The organism is Pantoea sp. SYBGC1, from assembly GCF_057197005.1.
On the sequence record NZ_JBXUNM010000001.1, the window covers coordinates 800,271 to 814,906 of the forward strand.

Genomic DNA, 14,636 nt, shown 5'->3' on the forward strand with positions numbered 1-14,636 from the left:
AATATGATCTATAGCGGAATGGTTCTGTAACAGATTATCGGCCGCGCGGCGGCAGGCTGTAGCAGGTGATACCGGTTTTACAGGCAAAAAAAACCCCGCCGGAGCGGGGTTTTGATGCTTACGCGGAGAGCGATTAGCCCTGCAGCAGAGAGAGAACCTGCTGTGGAACCTGGTTCGCTTTGCCCAGCACGGAGTTACCCGCCTGCTGAACGATCTGCGCTTTAGACATGTTTGACACTTCAGTGGCGTAGTCCGCATCCTGGATACGAGACTGCGCTGAGGTCAGGTTAGTAGTGGTGTTGTTCAGGTTGGTGATAGCAGAGTTCAGACGGTTCTGCACCGCACCCAGGCTTGAACGGAATTTATCTACAGATGAGATAGCTTTGTCCAGCAGCGCCAGTGGATCGTTGCTTGCTGCACCAGCGAATTCAGCCGTTGCCGCAGTAGCGCCGTTCTGGCTCAGCTCGATTTTAGCCTGGTTACCAGTACCACCATCAATAGTGACTTTAGTAGCGGCTACAGTGTTATCCGCGCCGTTGGCATTTACCAGTGAACCGGTTGCGGCAAAGTTTTTGCCCTGTACGGTAACGAAACCAACCGCGTTACCATCTTTATCAGCGCCAACCTGTACCAGGCTACCAGTCTGAGTAGCGTCGGCAACGCCGTTCGCTTTGTCGTTATAAGTGACGTCTGCTTTGTTCAGCTTAACGGTACCGTCCTGAGCAACAGAAGCCGCATAGCTCTTATCACCATTCTGTACCACGTAAGTTGAAGTCGCTGCGCCATCTTTAGTGACGTTGCGCAGGGTAAGTGCGCTGGCATCAGTAACGCCCAGGTCGGTTGCTACTGAAGCATCCATCTTCACTGCGATTGGTGCACCAGCGCCGCTTGGGATCTGAGTGATTGGTGCGCTTGTTTCCAGCTTGTTGTTTGATACAGAGAAACCGCTCAGGCCCAGAGTAGATGAGTCGATTTTTTTCAGGTCGATAGAGATAGTTTCGCCATCGTTCGCGCCAACCTGAATCTTCATGCTGCCATCTTTCGCCAGCACGTTTACGCCGTTGAACTGGGTCTGACCCGATACGCGGTCAATTTCGCCCAGACGGGATTTGATTTCGTCCTGGATTGAAGAGAGGTCTGAGTTTGAGTTGGTGCCGTTCTGTGCCTGTACGGTCAGTTCACGTACACGCTGCAGGTTGTTGTTGATTTCAGACAGCGCGCCCTCAGTGGTCTGCGCAGCTGAGATACCGTCATTGGCGTTACGGGCTGCCTGAGTCAGGCCTTTGATGTTAGACGTGAAACGGTTAGCGATAGCCTGGCCTGCTGCGTCATCTTTCGCGCTGTTGATACGCAGACCAGATGACAGACGCTCCATAGAGGTAGAGAGAGCAGACTGGTTTTTGTTGATGTTGTTCTGAGTGATCAGCGAGAGGCTGTTAGTGTTAATGACCTGGGCCATGATAAAGTTTCCTGTTTAATCAAGTCTTTCGGTTAAGGTGTGGGCTTCAACCCGTCGGCTTCATCGCCGTCAAAGTTGTTATCGTCTGCCCCTGAACAACCTTTAGATTTTTTTTAGGACCGGGTGAATTTTTTCGCTTCACCTGCCATGCTTCTGGTTATCGCCACCCGTTTGCACTTCTTTAGCCCCGCTTACCTTTTTTTAGCGCCCGAATTACCTCCTTTACGCCCCTCTATTCCGTTTATCACTCACCGGTCATTAATTCTAAACTTTGCCGCGTTGACGCCGATAATTGCGCTATTCACTCTTTGCAGCGACAGGAAAAGGACACTACATGGCCAGCATCTCTTCCCTCGGCGTCGGCTCAGGCCTGCAGCTTGGCGATATTCTCGATAGCTTAACTACCGCAGAAAAAGCGAGCTTAAAGCCGATTACCACCCAGCAGAGCGCCTATACCGCGAAACTCAGCGCCTACGGCACGCTCTCAGGCGCGCTGACCGCGTTCCAGACCGCCAATAGCGCGCTTAACAGTGCCGATGTCTTCAGCGCCACCACCGCAACCAGCAGCAGCACGGCGTTCAGCGCCACGACCTCCGGCAGCGTGGTGGCAGGTAAATACAGTATCAACGTGACGCAGCTGGCACAGGCGCAGACGCTGACCTCCGCGGCGCAGAGCAGCAACAGCAGCGCGCTCGGCGACAGCGCCGCCAGCCGCACCCTGACCATTAAGCTTGCTGACGGCAGCAGCAAAGATATTGCGCTCACCAGCGACCAGACCTCGCTCACCGGCATGCGCGATGCGATCAATAAAGCGAACGCTGGCGTCTCTGCCAGCATTATTAAGAGCAACGACGGCGAGTACCGCCTGTCGCTGACCGCGACCAAAACCGGTGAGGCAAACGCCGTCTCGGCGGTCAGCGTCAACGGCGACGACACGCTGCAGGCAGTGGTCGGCTTTGATGAAAATGATATCGCAGCGAACAACAAGCTCAGCGTCAGCGTCGCGGCGCAAAACGCGCAGCTCACCGTGAACAATATTCCGATCGTCAATAGCAGCAACAGCATCAGCGACGCGCTGGAAGGGATCACCCTGAATCTGACCGCGACCACCAGCGGCAGCCAGACGCTCACCGTGGCGCAGGACACATCAAAAGCCACCACTGCGGTAACCAATTTTGTTAACGCCTATAACACGCTGCTCGATCAGTTCAGTTCGCTGACCAAATACACCGCGGTGGAAAAAGGGGCTGACGCGCAGGACAGCAGCAACGGCGCGCTGGTCGGTGACAGCACCCTGCGCAGCATTCAGACGCAGATCAAGGGGCTGCTGACCAACTCCGCCAGCAGCTCCGCCTATAAAACGCTGGCGCAGATTGGTATTACCTCCGATCCCACCTCCGGCAAGCTCACGCTGGATGACAGCAAGCTGAAAACTGAGCTGGCGAAAGATCCGGACGGCATTAAAGAGATGATTATTGGTGATGGCAAAAAAACCGGCATCACCACGCGCCTCGCTGAAAACCTTACCAGCTGGCTCGCCACCAAAGGTCCGATCCAGACCGCCAAAGATGGCGTCAGCAAAACGCTGAATGAGCTGACGCAGAAGTACAACGATATGAACACGCGCATCAACGATCAGATTGCGCGTTATAAAACCCAGTTTACCCAGCTGGATCTCGCCGTCAGCAAGCTCAACAGCACCAGCGACTACCTGACGCAGCAGTTTGACAGCATGACCAGCAGCTCGAAAAAATAAGGAGTGACCATGTACGGGGCAAATGGCACGCAGGCCTATGCAAAAATTGGCGTTGAGAGCGCCGTAATGAGCGCCACTCAGCCGCAGCTGCTGACGCTGCTGTTTGATGGCGCTATCAGCGCCGTGGTGCGCGCGCGTCTGTTTATGCAGGAGGGCAACATTGCGGGCAAAGGCAACGCCATCTCGAAAGCGATCAATATTATCGAAGCGGGCCTGAAACAGGGCCTGGACGAAGCCTCAGGCGATGAGCTGACGCTGAACCTTATCGGCCTCTATTCCTATATGGTCCGCCGTCTGGTTGAGGCAAACATCCGCAACGACGTGCCAGCGCTGGAAGAGGTTGAAACGCTGCTGCGCAATATCGCTGATGCCTGGAAAGAAGTCGCTTAATCTTAATTCTTAGGACGCTATGTTATGAATACTGCACCGCACCTGATGCTGGCCTATCAGCAGATCCTCACCCTCAGCCACGGTATGCTGCGCCACGCCAGCCGCGGCGAGTGGGACGATTTAATTACTCACGAAATGGATTACGTCAGTGCGGTGGAGCGTCTGGCGCAGAGTACGGAAAGCACGCCGCCGTCAGGCCAGCTGCAGGAGCAGCTGCGTCCGGTCCTGCGTCATATTCTGGATAATGAGAGCGAAGTTAAACGCCTGCTGCAGGCGCGGATGGATGAGCTGACGCGGCTGGTCAGCCAGTCATCAGTACAGAAGTCGGTGATGCGCGCTTACGGCCAGCAGGGCGACGTCTGGCTGCCGCAGGGCTGAATGCCTGCCCTCTCCCACCGGGAGAGGGTCTCTTACTGCATTACTGCGCGGTGTGCGCCGCAACCGGTTTCATCAGTTCTGGCTCAATATCCTGAATCACCGCCTCATCGGGCCGCTGCGCCACTTCCTCCAGCGCCTGCTGGCACTCCACGGTAGGCTGTTCCACTTTGCGCAGACGCAGACCATCATACTGCAGCTCACCGTTTTCCAGCACCAGCGGCATCACGCGCGACTGGCGATTGACGTTGACCCAGTCGTCGCTCAGACGGGTCAGCTTGCCCGGTTTCGCAATGACGCGCTGCCACTGGCGGCAATCGAGCGTATCGCCGTCGGCAGTGATAATCAGACTCCCCAGCGCCTGGCCGCTGATCAGCTTGCTCTGCGGCCCGACGGTCTGCCAGTTGCCCTGCAGCGCGGCCGGCGCCGGGGTTTTTACCGCATCACTGTAGCTGTTAATCTGCGCACATCCGCTGAGTGCGACGGCGGCCAGCACGATCCACTTTTTCATTTTGATTCCCTGTCCTCGCGTTAATGGCGGCTACGGTATAATTTTTCTCAGGCGTAAGGCAAGCGATCTGCAGCAAAACCCGGCGCGCCTGACAACGCGGCAGGTTGCAGTTACACTATGCGCCGAGTTAACGACCCGGAACCGAGCATGAAAACCCCTGAAGAGTACTATAGCCTGGCACGCAGCCTGTTTTTCACCGCCCACCCCACCTTTCAGGCCGCGCTGGATGAGCTGAGCGAAAGCGACGCCCGCGCGGCGAATATGTCACTGCGTGAACTGCGCGACTGGCACGCCGAACGAATCTACGCGGCCTTTATCCGGCAGAAAAAACTGGATGGTATTCTGTTCTCTATTCAGCTCGCCGAGCCGGATAAAGCGGTTGCCGCAGAGGCGATTGAAGCCTATCTGAAGACGCACGCTGAGGCGCTGGGTATGACGTGGGAAGAGTTTTGTATAAAGAATGAGCTGTAACGCTGAGTTACAGCCCAGAAAATTGTACAAGCCGAAAAATATAGTTGTACAAAGACCCGTTTTTGTATAAGTTACGCAGCATGACAACCGTCAAGGATTGTCCCTTAACGAATGGTGCGTTTGCGCCACCTCTGGAAGTGGTGCTGGTTTTCCACTTCCAGAGGTTCATTTTTTCCCCGGCTTTTTCCAGCGCTTTTCCTCACTTCGCCGATGCGTACACTTTTTTCCGCCTGCACCGCCCGCACCCCTTGCTACTGTTTTTATTTACAGTAATATGATGCCCTGACCTTATTTGATGGATGGTTCTGATGTTTGTAGAGCTGATTTATGACAAGCGTAATGTCGCTGGCCTGCCCGGCGCGCGCGAGATGATTCAGGCTGAGCTCGAAAAGCGGGTACAGCGCGTATTTCCGGAGGCTGAAGTGCGGGTAAAACCGATGGAGCGCAACGGCATCGATACCGATTTAAGCAAAAACGATAAAGCGACCGTTGCGCGCATTGTCGAAGAGATGTTTGATGAGGCGGATATGTGGCTGGTGGCCGACTAGGCCACCCTGCCGTGTGCGGTTAGCTCTCCTGCTCAATATGGTTAACCGCAATCTCTAAATCCTGAATAGTCTGATCGATATTCTCCAGCAGTTTGCTCTGCTCATTGATCAGCTGCTCAAATCGCCCTGCATACTCTTTATCTTTGTACTCGCCGGCATCAAACGCCAGCCAGTGTGCAGAGAGCGTTTCAGTGTTGGTCTGCGCGTAGTGACGCATCTCTTTAAGCTGTGAGGTAACATCGCGCAGGTACTCAGGTTTGGTTTTAATCGCTTCTGAATCGCTCATGCTATTTTCCTTTTTGCTTGTTTTGCCCGTTAAAATAACGTCTGAGTGATTAAAGATAGTCGATAATAGCGAAGCCGCATTAAGAATAGTCGGAAGTGGGTTTCAGGCCGGGGCTGACATCCCTGTCAGTACAGATGGCTGCGCATCAGAGGTATTTGCGCGCCAGCGTCATCAGTTCCGCTTTGGCTGCCTCCCCCAGCTGGCTCACGCCATGTTCAACAAACGTAAACGCCTGGACAAAATCTTTCACCCCGGCATCCAGCGCCGCGGCGGCTGGTGACGCACTCTCTGTCTGAGCAGGTGCTGCCACCTCTGCCGGCGCAGCATCAGCGCTGACGGATGCCGTTGTCAGGGGATCGTCTGCCACAGGCTGTGCCGTCGCGTCAGCCGGTACGCTCTCCTCTGTTGTCGCGGAAGCCTCTGCGCTCGTCGCCACCTCTTCCGTTACCGCCGGGCTGGCCGGTGCCGTCTCGTTAGCAAAGTTCTCCAGCGGAGAAACATCGTGTGGATCCACTGCTGCTGCCGGGTTAATGTTCTGTTGTTCGCTCATGGTACTCTCCTTCTTTCGGGTTAACGATCGCCGCTGCCGTAGCCATACTGCGATCTGACGGGTAATACTCATCACTGCCTCCCTGCCGCTAGCTGCTGCGTTTAGCCGGTCTGGCCTTTTCGCGCACCAGTATGCCGTCGAGTTTCAGCTGCAGCTCTGAGAGCTGTTCTGTCAGTTCGGCCACCCGCGCTTCGCGGCGGTCAGAGATTTGCCGGTACTCTTCCCGGATATTTTCAACGCGCTGGTTGGCCTCGTTGCTGACGTAGATAAACATCGCGGTCATGGCAATGCATATCAGCGATAACAGCAGCATCATTCCCCCCAGCAGCAGCTGACGCCGGTGATTTCTGATCGTGAATTCACTGTTTATCTGCACCATCACGGTTCTCCTCAAGCGTGGTAATCAGTTGATTGATCTGACTGCGAAATTTATCGCTGTGATCGGTTTCAGTCGTTGCCAGCAAAATGCCCAGCGCATTTTTTATCAGGCGCAGATCGGTCTCCAGCGAAGAGATGCGGCGCAAATTGCGATCGTGGCGAATGCGCAACTCATCATTCTCCTGCCGCATCAGCGCATGACTCTCTTTCAGTAACATCACCTGCTCTTTGTAACTGGTGATAATCTCCCCGCCTGCACGATTGCTGGTTACGATGGTTGCAATGCCGGCCAGTAATGGTTTCCAGAACACCGCTGCTGCACCACCGCCGAGAAGCAGTGCGCCAACGCTGGTGATGAGACTACTCTCCATGCCTTACCTCTCAGTACTGGCAAGGGCTCCGCCCGGAATACACTGACCTCCCCTTGCCAGTCATACGATCAGTGTATTTTAAGTTTACTTTAATCATTTAATTTAAGTATACTTAAGTAAACCATTCAGGAGTTGTCAAGATGCAGAATCAGGAAACGCCAGGCCAGCGCATTCGCGAACGCCGTAAAATGCTGAAACTGACCCAGCAGCAGCTGGCGGCAGACGTCGGCGTCTCGCACGTGGCTATTTCACAATGGGAAAAAAATGAGACGCTGCCGCGCGGCGAACATCTGCTCCGGCTGGCAGAGCTGCTGCAGTGTCCGGCGGCATGGCTGTTTGATGGTGAGGGGGAACCCTTTGCGGTTGTCAGCAGCCACAGCAGCGTGCGGGCTGTGCCACTGCTGACGCTGCAGCAGGTTACCGGCTGGCTGGATGAAACCCGCCTGCAGCTGCAGCGGGAAGCCGATCACTTTCTCTACTGTGACAGTGCGGTAAGCGACAGCGCCGTCGCCGTTCAGCTGGACGATCGTTCCATGCAGCCAGCTTTTCTGACCGGCGATCTGCTGATATTTGAACCACAGCGCTCTGCAGCGCCCGGTGAGGTGGTGCTGGCGCTGTATGCCGGGCAGGCGCTGGTCAGAACGCTGCGCGTACGTTCCCCTTCGCAGAATGAAGAGAATTTTTTATTGCGCCCGGTGAATGAAGATTATCCTGTACTCAGCACGGACAAACATGAGGTGCAGATTATTGGCGTACTGGCTGAAATGCGCCGGCACTATTACGCTGGCGGCCAGTAAAACCCCGCACCGGCCCGCTACAGCGTATCGGTCAGGCGATCGATAACGATGCGGCCGGCTGCATCCATCTGGGTAATACGGTAGTTCACGTTCCATGAGCGGCGGGTGTTGAACTTGTCGCTCAGCACAACGCTCCCTTTTGCCCTGCCCTGGCTGTCTGTGATCTGCCAGCGGGTAATGGCTTCCCGATCGCCCCGGGCTGCCTGTTTCTCCTGCTCAACAAGACGATCTTCTGCTTCCAGTTTCAGGTAATCACGTAACATTTTATTCCTCCGGCTGAAGCGGCTTAAGATACGCTTTTTGTTAATCAATTCAATCGAAAATATTTATCGTTGATGCAGATTCATTTCGACCGATTGATAAATTGAATTGACCCCTGTCTTGCCGCTGCGCTTACCAGATAAATCGGTAAATATTATGCCGATTTAGCTTCTGTGCACTGGACATCCTGGTCTGTTCGACGGTTAATGTAAGAGCTTAAATAACGTTCCGGCAGGACAATTGCATGCTGACCACTATTCTTTATCGCAGCCATCTTGATGAACACGTTCCCGTCAGAGTTCTTGAAGATATCGTGGCCCGCGCCAACACCAAAAATGCGCTGTCGGACATCACCGGCATTCTGTTATTTGACGGCCGGCATTTCTTTCAGCTTCTGGAAGGACCCGATCGCGCTGTCAGACATATCTATGATCGTATTCGCCAGGATGCCCGTCATCATAATCTGGTCGAGCTGATGCATGATTTCGCGCCGGCGCGCCGCTTTGGTAATACCGGTATGGAGCTGTTTGATCTGCGTCAGCATGAGAGAAGCCGCGTGCTGCAGGCCGTACTGGATAAAGGCACCTCGCGTCACCAGCTGACCTACGACGATCGTGCGCTGCAGTTTTTACGCACCTTTGTGGAAGCGCGTGAAAAAGAGAACTATTTTGAAATCCCGCCGGCAAACACGTGGGAGTTTGTCGCGGATGAGTCGACACAGTGTGAACTGGATGATTTTCAGCACTCGATTCAGGATTGCCGCTTTGCTTTCCAGCCTATTGTTGATCCCTTTTCACGCCGCATTGCTGCCTATGAAGCGCTAATCCGCACACCTACCGGCGGGGCGCCGGAGGAGTATTTTGCTGCTTTCGGCGGTGATGCTATTTACCGGGCAGATATTCAGTCAAAAAGCCTGGCTTTTAATCTCGCCAGTAAACTCGGCCTGGAGCAGCATACGCTTACCATCAATCTGCTGCCGATGTCGCTGGTCACCGTGCCTGATGCCGTGGATTTTCTGCTCGCAGAGATCCATGCCAGCGGCCTTATTCCCGAACAGATCGTGGTTGAAGTCACGGAGAATGAAATTATTTCGCGCGCTGATGCGTTCACGGCAGAGGTGCGGAAGTTAAAAGCGGCCGGTATCAGTCTGGCGCTGGATGATTTCGGTGCCGGCTTTGCCGGCCTCTCCCTGCTGGCAAAGTTTCAGCCTGATAAAATAAAAATCGATCGTGAAATTATCTGCGACGTCCATAAAAGCGGACCAAAGCAGGCAATCGTCCACGCGATTATTAAATGCTGCGCCTCACTGGAAATTGCCGTGGTTGCCGAGGGCGTGGAAAAAGCGGAAGAGTGGATGTGGCTTGAGGCAGCCGGCATTAATCAGTTTCAGGGCTACCTGTTTGCGCGACCGGCGCTGAATGGATTCCCGTCAATTGCGTGGCCTGAAATCAGATAGCCTCAGTCAGAAGCGTATCTCTGACGACGATTTACTGCGCCTGCAACTGCTTTGCAGGCGCATCAAGCCGCTCGCTCAGAATGACATATTTCATCATTTCAAAGGTGCGCTGCGTCATCGGCACTGCGCTGCAGGGACGAAACCAGCCAAACTGCCGCTGATAGAACCATACTTCCGGATAGCGTTCGCCATCTTTCACCCAGTAATATCCATCTTTCATAAGCCTGTCGCCTCTGTTGCAGAACTGACATTCACCGCCGCCGTTCGCGACATCATTAAGTGTAGCAGCTGTCACTCCGGACGGGATATATTGATATTCTGCTTGTCGTCCTGTCAGCTATCTGCAAAATACATTTAATTTTAAAGCGCAGAGAATAATCTGCTGCGGCAATAAGCTGTTATAAATTACCTTCAGCCCTGCAACGTTTTATTCCTGCATTTCTTCATACATTATTACGCTGTTAATTATTTAGCTGCATCGCTTATTCATTGATTCAGCGCCCTGCTCAGGCTGAGCCCGCACGATAACAATGCGTCTGGGATAGCATCACGCCTGACCCTCTAACTTATACAGGCGCCTTCTATCTGTATAAGTTAGATTTTGACATTTCATGTGGTCGGATGAGATTCTGCATTTTTACTTTAACCCCATCTGTTTTCAGGAATCCCGAATTTGTTCTGCCCGTCATGAGCTTACTCTGCTCAGACCTTTCTCTTTTGTATAAAAATAAGACGAAAGACAATGCATTTAGGCTGAGAGAAGCAGGATGTCAGACGCTTCTATACAGCCAGCGCAAACCTGTACAACTTTGAAAAACTGTACAACTTAGCCTGACTTTGTGTAAAGTGTGAAATCGATTTCGGCCGCTAAATTCAGGTTTGCCGGATAACGCTTGCGCTGTTCTGGTGCTGCGTTGCCGTTAATCGGGCAGCCTGTACAGAGTGGCGGTAAAAGCCGGATAACAGGTTTCTGCTGTGCCGTGCCTGATAAATGAAATTCAGATTCATAATGAACAGGAGCCCGGTTTCGATTAATGCAGATACGTATGTTGCGCAGAGGCAGAGGATATTCGGCGCCTCAAAAGGTAAGTTGTAAAATAAGCGAAGCGGTAAACAAGATTGATTATCGACTTTACCTGATACATCATTTTGCGGAAATTTAAGAAGGCGTGCCTTCATTCATTTCTGGAGAGCACTAATGGAAACGGGTTTTTACTGGGTGGGTAGCAGAACAACTGAGCCAGAGGTCTGGTTCTGGGATGCGGGGCGCGGCTTTTACCGGCCTATGGAGCCGATACCTCTCTCTCTGGCGCGCTTTAAATCTGCGGGCTTTGTCCTTCTCAGCGAGAAACTGACGCCTCCTGAAGAGCGCTGACGGCACATTTTTCTGTGCAGAACGGCGCGCAATACTTTTAAGCGCAGCGCAGCTGGACTATATTCCTCGCAGGAGGATAAGACGATGCAGGAAGGCTATTACTGGGTGGAGTCAGCCACAACGGAACCGGAAGTGTGGTATTACGCGGGAGAGCATAACCGGCAGTGGTTTGGGCCAGGCAAAAAAGAGCCGCTCGATGCTGATGCCTTTGCCGGTTCAGGTTATCGGGTTATCAGTAACCGGCTCTCGCTGACCTGAACGCGCTGAGCATAACCAGACGGCTGCTCAGCGCCATAAAAAAGCCAGACCGGGTGCTGGCTTTTTTATGGCCGCGCAAAAGCAGCCCTGTAACGCTTCCCCTCTGCTGTATACCTTTTGTTCTGCTGCTCGATTAATTTCACTGCGCCCCTGCTCCCTGGCGAAACCTGTGCCAGGCTTAACGGGTCGATTGATTTCAAGGAGAGTGACATGAACAAAACTACATGGGCTGCTGTGATGCTGTGTCTGAGCTTTGGCGCTTACGCTGAAAAAGGGGGATTTGAAGCGGGTGAAACGCCACCGCCGCAGCATAAAGAAGATGCAGGCTATAAAGGATCGGAAGATACCGGTCAGACGCGCGTGTCGCTGATTCGCGATTTCCGTCAGGGCGGATATGTAACGCTTGAAGGTTATATTATCAAAAAAGTGGGCGATCACAGCTATCAGTTCCGCGACAGCTCAGGCACCGTACGTATCGATGCTCCTGCTGAAACCTTTAAAGGTAAAACCTATGACGCCACGGACAAAATCCGCGTCAGCGGTAAAGTCTATGGCAAAGGCGACAGCGCGCACCTGAAAGTCGCCCGCATTGATGAACCCTGATACCAGGCTGAAAAATAACTGCCGATCGCAACGATCGGCAGTGTTTTATCAGGCGCTGATTTGCCGGTAATACTGTACTGCGGTGTTTTTTCTGCTCTTTACCCGGTAACGCGCGTGGTTGATCACCGTGATCCACGAAGGGTGAGCCGTATTGCGGCTGCAGCTATCGAGAATCGTCAGCAGCTCACCCCACATTTCGATTTGCACCATTTTATCAACGGCCATCTCCTCTTTCATCGCCTGGATAACTGCATCGACCTGATGTTTTACGTCGCTAAGATCTTCCCCTGTCTGGTGAGCAGCAGCAAGTTTACGGATTGCCAAAGCGTACACGTTGATACTGACCTGTTGTGAGTGCATGCGCACCTCTGTTGATTATTGGTCTGAGCATTAAAAGTAGCCTGACTTGCAGATTTCGCGCTGCGTTTAGCAAAATAAAATGAGCGCATAATCGTTGCCCGCTCCTGCCTGGTGACCAGCTCGTAAAATTTCTCTTTCAGCCGCGCTCGCGTACAGGCTGCACGTTTTGATTTGCCCCTGGCTAACCTGCTGCTTATAAAGGAAATGATCGTTCTAAAAAATAGCGCAACTGTTTTGATGCATATCATCTACACGTACGACCACACAAAAGGGCGGCGAGTTAGTTGTACAACTATAGAAATCTTGTATAAGTTTATTGCAACGCGGTGGTCATGCATTGCTTCCACTGCCAGACAATAACACAGACGATTTCCCCTTTTTTGTGAGGCTTAATATGAAACAGCTTGCTACCCCGGAGTCTCAGCTCAGCGACTACTTTAAAACTACCGGTGAACAGTATCTGAGTGAACGCGTTATCATCTCTGAAATCCGGCTTGAACTGACCACGCGCAAAATCCGCGTGACCAACAAAGATATCATTCTGGCACTGATCATGCGGCTTGAGGCGGAACAGGATATTGTGAAGCAGGATATCTACCGCAACGCGCTGGAGATTGTGATCCAGCGTACGCCTGAAGATATGGGCAACTGAAAGCCAGCGCAGGACAGATGAACAGGGACGTTATTTCGCGACCGGCAGATCGGCATAGCGCGTCGTGTAAAACGGAGACAGCATTTCCCGCTTCATCGCCCAGGGTTTCGCGACCCCCTGCCCTGCAAACCACAGCTGCCCCCTGCCTTCCTGGTTTACCTTATCCATCACCTGCATCAGGGCTGCGCTATTTGCACGCGGCTGAAACTCATCAAATAGGTTGAGCTGCGCTACGCCCTGACTGAAAAAATCGCCCAGCATCACGCCCGCTTTCATATATCTCCGGCCATCCAGCCAGATACGATCCAGTGCGTCTGTCGCGACACGGATAATATCCCGGCTGTCGCTGGTCGGGATCGCCAGCCTGCCGAGCGCCTGATTGCCGTAAAATATCTCATCGCCGGCGTGCGGACTGGTACGGATAAACACCGCTATCTGCCGGCAGTACTGGCGCTCTGCTCTCAGCTTCTCTGCGGCCCGCACCGCAAAGTTGCAGATAGCCTCGCGCATATCGCGATAATCAGTGATGCGTGAGCCGAAAGAGCGCGAGCACACTATCTGCTGTTTGTCAGGCGCTAACGCTTCCAGCTCCAGGCAGGATTCACCGCGCAGCTCCCTGACCGTCCGCTCCAGCACCACGCTGAAGTGTTTGCGGATAACCCAGGGACTCTGGTCAGCCAGATCTTTAGCCGTCATCACGCCCATGGCGTTCAGCTTTTTACTGATCCGGCCGCCCACGCCCCATACCTCCTCTACCGGCACCAGCGCCATAAGCTTGCGCTGTCGCTCTGCATCCGACAGATCCACCACCCCGCCGGTTTTGGTCCACTTTTTGGCCGCATAGTTAGCCAGTTTTGCCAGCGTTTTAGTCTGAGCAATACCCACTCCGGTCAGCAGATGCATTTCCCGGTATATCCGCTGCTGGATCTCTCTGCCATACGCTTCCAGCGGCTTATAACGTCCGAAACCGGTCAGATCCATGAACGCTTCATCAATCGAGTAGATTTCAACGGCGGTTGCCATCTCCTCCAGCGTGGTCATGACCCGGTCACTCATATCGGCATAGAGCGCATAGTTCGAGCTGAACACCCGCACATTGTGCCGCGTCAGTTCATCTTTCATTTTAAAATAGGGCGCGCCCATTTTGATACCCAGCTTTCTGGCCTCAGCCGACCGGGCGATCACGCAGCCATCGTTGTTACTCAGCACCACAACCGGCTCGTCTTTCAAATCTGGCCGGAATATCTTTTCACACGACGCATAGAACGCGTTAACGTCCACCAGCGCAAACATTTACGGGCCTATCGTCTTGATGGCGTGTCTGACCACACCAAAAATCTCAAACTGATCGGCGTCCTCAATCGCAATGATCGCGTGCGCCGCATTCATGGGCCTGAGATGCAGGAACGGGCGCAGCATAAGCTGCTTAACCGTAAATTCGCCACAAACTGAAGCAACTACCACATCACCGTGTCCGGCTTTGATTGAGCTGTCTACCACCAGCATATCGCCGTCGTTGATGCCCCCTTCAATCATTGAGTCACCGCTGACCTTAATGAAATATGTCGCGCTGGGATGCTGCACCAGCAGCCTGTTCAGGTCGATTCGCTGCTCAACGTAATCCTGAGCCGGCGAAGGAAAACCGCACGGAACGCGGCTGACGTAAAGCGGTAATTCAAGGATGGCGCGGATGTCCGCCGGGTGTAAAAGCTCCATATCCATGGTCTCAAAATGATTACTGTATATAAATACAGTAATAGCAGATCCCGTAAACGATCA

Annotated in this window: 22 protein-coding genes; 11 read left to right on the forward strand and 11 right to left on the reverse strand. The window is 53.3% G+C overall.

Going from position 1 to position 14,636, the window contains the following annotated elements; translation table 11 throughout:
• Positions 1 to 133: 133 nt before the first annotated feature.
• A complete protein-coding gene (locus tag AC2CF9_RS03760) occupies positions 134 to 1,459 on the reverse strand; it encodes a FliC/FljB family flagellin (protein ID WP_484556280.1) in 1,326 nt (441 codons plus the stop codon).
• A 334-nt stretch (positions 1,460 to 1,793) separates the two neighbouring features.
• Here AC2CF9_RS03760 and fliD point away from each other — a divergent pair, with 334 nt between their 5' ends.
• From fliD to fliT, 3 genes are read left to right on the forward strand one after another with little or no spacing between them, the layout of a single operon-like run.
• Positions 1,794 to 3,215 carry a flagellar filament capping protein FliD gene (fliD, locus tag AC2CF9_RS03765; protein ID WP_484556281.1) on the forward strand — a complete coding sequence of 474 codons (1,422 nt, stop codon included), beginning with the start codon at positions 1,794 to 1,796 and terminating at the stop codon, positions 3,213 to 3,215.
• Between the two features lie 9 nt (positions 3,216 to 3,224).
• Positions 3,225 to 3,605 (forward strand): flagellar export chaperone FliS, encoded by a 381-nt coding sequence (gene fliS / locus AC2CF9_RS03770; RefSeq protein ID WP_484556282.1) that lies wholly within the window; start codon positions 3,225 to 3,227, stop codon positions 3,603 to 3,605.
• A 24-nt stretch (positions 3,606 to 3,629) separates the two neighbouring features.
• On the forward strand, positions 3,630 to 3,983 hold the full coding sequence (fliT, locus tag AC2CF9_RS03775) for a flagella biosynthesis regulatory protein FliT (protein WP_484556283.1): 354 nt from the start codon (positions 3,630 to 3,632) through the stop codon (positions 3,981 to 3,983).
• 40 nt (positions 3,984 to 4,023) lie between these two features.
• On the opposite strand, the gene yedD is transcribed toward fliT, so the two are convergent.
• Positions 4,024 to 4,491, reverse strand: coding sequence for a lipoprotein YedD (gene yedD / locus AC2CF9_RS03780; RefSeq protein WP_484556284.1), 468 nt, complete (start codon positions 4,489 to 4,491; stop codon positions 4,024 to 4,026).
• Positions 4,492 to 4,638: 147 nt separating this feature from the next.
• Here yedD and AC2CF9_RS03785 point away from each other — a divergent pair, with 147 nt between their 5' ends.
• Entirely contained in the window at positions 4,639 to 4,962 is a 324-nt protein-coding gene (locus AC2CF9_RS03785) for a DUF6388 family protein (protein WP_039385062.1), read from the forward strand.
• Positions 4,963 to 5,270: 308 nt separating this feature from the next.
• Positions 5,271 to 5,510, forward strand: a complete 240-nt coding sequence (locus tag AC2CF9_RS03790) for a DinI-like family protein (RefSeq protein ID WP_039385064.1) — start codon at positions 5,271 to 5,273, stop codon at positions 5,508 to 5,510.
• A 19-nt stretch (positions 5,511 to 5,529) separates the two neighbouring features.
• Here the strand turns inward: AC2CF9_RS03790 and AC2CF9_RS03795 are convergent, their stop codons facing one another.
• The 4 genes from AC2CF9_RS03795 to AC2CF9_RS03810 all read right to left on the reverse strand — a co-directional run bounded on the left by AC2CF9_RS03795 (position 5,530) and on the right by AC2CF9_RS03810 (position 7,095).
• Positions 5,530 to 5,796, reverse strand: a complete 267-nt coding sequence (locus AC2CF9_RS03795) for a hypothetical protein (protein ID WP_039385065.1) — start codon at positions 5,794 to 5,796, stop codon at positions 5,530 to 5,532.
• 145 nt (positions 5,797 to 5,941) lie between these two features.
• Positions 5,942 to 6,346 carry a hypothetical protein gene (locus tag AC2CF9_RS03800; protein WP_484556285.1) on the reverse strand — a complete coding sequence of 135 codons (405 nt, stop codon included), beginning with the start codon at positions 6,344 to 6,346 and terminating at the stop codon, positions 5,942 to 5,944.
• An 88-nt stretch (positions 6,347 to 6,434) separates the two neighbouring features.
• The gene (locus AC2CF9_RS03805; protein WP_150016361.1) at positions 6,435 to 6,725 is read right to left on the reverse strand and encodes a hypothetical protein; all 291 of its coding nucleotides are present in this window, start codon (positions 6,723 to 6,725) and stop codon (positions 6,435 to 6,437) included.
• Positions 6,706 to 7,095, reverse strand: a complete 390-nt coding sequence (locus tag AC2CF9_RS03810; RefSeq protein WP_039385067.1) for a hypothetical protein — start codon at positions 7,093 to 7,095, stop codon at positions 6,706 to 6,708. The genes AC2CF9_RS03805 and AC2CF9_RS03810 overlap by 20 nt, the downstream gene beginning before the upstream one ends.
• Positions 7,096 to 7,235: 140 nt before the next feature.
• On the opposite strand from AC2CF9_RS03810, the gene AC2CF9_RS03815 reads away from it, so the two are divergent.
• Positions 7,236 to 7,892, forward strand: coding sequence for a helix-turn-helix domain-containing protein (locus AC2CF9_RS03815; RefSeq protein ID WP_484556286.1), 657 nt, complete (start codon positions 7,236 to 7,238; stop codon positions 7,890 to 7,892).
• A 17-nt stretch (positions 7,893 to 7,909) separates the two neighbouring features.
• On the opposite strand, the gene AC2CF9_RS03820 is transcribed toward AC2CF9_RS03815, so the two are convergent.
• Positions 7,910 to 8,155, reverse strand: coding sequence for a hypothetical protein (locus tag AC2CF9_RS03820; protein ID WP_484556287.1), 246 nt, complete (start codon positions 8,153 to 8,155; stop codon positions 7,910 to 7,912).
• 242 nt (positions 8,156 to 8,397) lie between these two features.
• On the opposite strand from AC2CF9_RS03820, the gene AC2CF9_RS03825 reads away from it, so the two are divergent.
• A complete protein-coding gene (locus AC2CF9_RS03825) occupies positions 8,398 to 9,609 on the forward strand; it encodes a diguanylate phosphodiesterase (RefSeq protein ID WP_484556288.1) in 1,212 nt (403 codons plus the stop codon).
• A 31-nt stretch (positions 9,610 to 9,640) separates the two neighbouring features.
• Here the strand turns inward: AC2CF9_RS03825 and AC2CF9_RS03830 are convergent, their stop codons facing one another.
• Positions 9,641 to 9,829, reverse strand: a complete 189-nt coding sequence (locus tag AC2CF9_RS03830) for a hypothetical protein (protein WP_065649034.1) — start codon at positions 9,827 to 9,829, stop codon at positions 9,641 to 9,643.
• 978 nt (positions 9,830 to 10,807) lie between these two features.
• On the opposite strand from AC2CF9_RS03830, the gene AC2CF9_RS03835 reads away from it, so the two are divergent.
• The 3 genes from AC2CF9_RS03835 (at position 10,808) to AC2CF9_RS03845 (ending at position 11,845) form a co-directional block, all read left to right on the forward strand.
• Positions 10,808 to 10,984 (forward strand): hypothetical protein, encoded by a 177-nt coding sequence (locus AC2CF9_RS03835; protein WP_158086436.1) that lies wholly within the window; start codon positions 10,808 to 10,810, stop codon positions 10,982 to 10,984.
• 84 nt (positions 10,985 to 11,068) lie between these two features.
• On the forward strand, positions 11,069 to 11,242 hold the full coding sequence (locus tag AC2CF9_RS03840; RefSeq protein WP_190314876.1) for a hypothetical protein: 174 nt from the start codon (positions 11,069 to 11,071) through the stop codon (positions 11,240 to 11,242).
• Between the two features lie 210 nt (positions 11,243 to 11,452).
• On the forward strand, positions 11,453 to 11,845 hold the full coding sequence (locus tag AC2CF9_RS03845) for a YgiW/YdeI family stress tolerance OB fold protein (RefSeq protein WP_094111339.1): 393 nt from the start codon (positions 11,453 to 11,455) through the stop codon (positions 11,843 to 11,845).
• A 48-nt stretch (positions 11,846 to 11,893) separates the two neighbouring features.
• Here AC2CF9_RS03845 and AC2CF9_RS03850 read toward each other — a convergent pair whose 3' ends face one another.
• Entirely contained in the window at positions 11,894 to 12,205 is a 312-nt protein-coding gene (locus tag AC2CF9_RS03850; protein WP_039385086.1) for a hypothetical protein, read from the reverse strand.
• A 394-nt stretch (positions 12,206 to 12,599) separates the two neighbouring features.
• On the opposite strand from AC2CF9_RS03850, the gene AC2CF9_RS03855 reads away from it, so the two are divergent.
• A complete protein-coding gene (locus tag AC2CF9_RS03855; protein ID WP_065649031.1) occupies positions 12,600 to 12,857 on the forward strand; it encodes a biofilm development regulator YmgB/AriR family protein in 258 nt (85 codons plus the stop codon).
• Between the two features lie 30 nt (positions 12,858 to 12,887).
• Here the strand turns inward: AC2CF9_RS03855 and umuC are convergent, their stop codons facing one another.
• Both umuC and umuD read right to left on the reverse strand, forming a co-directional pair.
• Positions 12,888 to 14,150, reverse strand: a complete 1,263-nt coding sequence (umuC, locus tag AC2CF9_RS03860) for a translesion error-prone DNA polymerase V subunit UmuC (RefSeq protein WP_150016365.1) — start codon at positions 14,148 to 14,150, stop codon at positions 12,888 to 12,890.
• The gene (umuD, locus tag AC2CF9_RS03865) at positions 14,151 to 14,573 is read right to left on the reverse strand and encodes a translesion error-prone DNA polymerase V autoproteolytic subunit (RefSeq protein WP_292970862.1); all 423 of its coding nucleotides are present in this window, start codon (positions 14,571 to 14,573) and stop codon (positions 14,151 to 14,153) included.
• Positions 14,574 to 14,636: the final 63 nt, after the last annotated feature.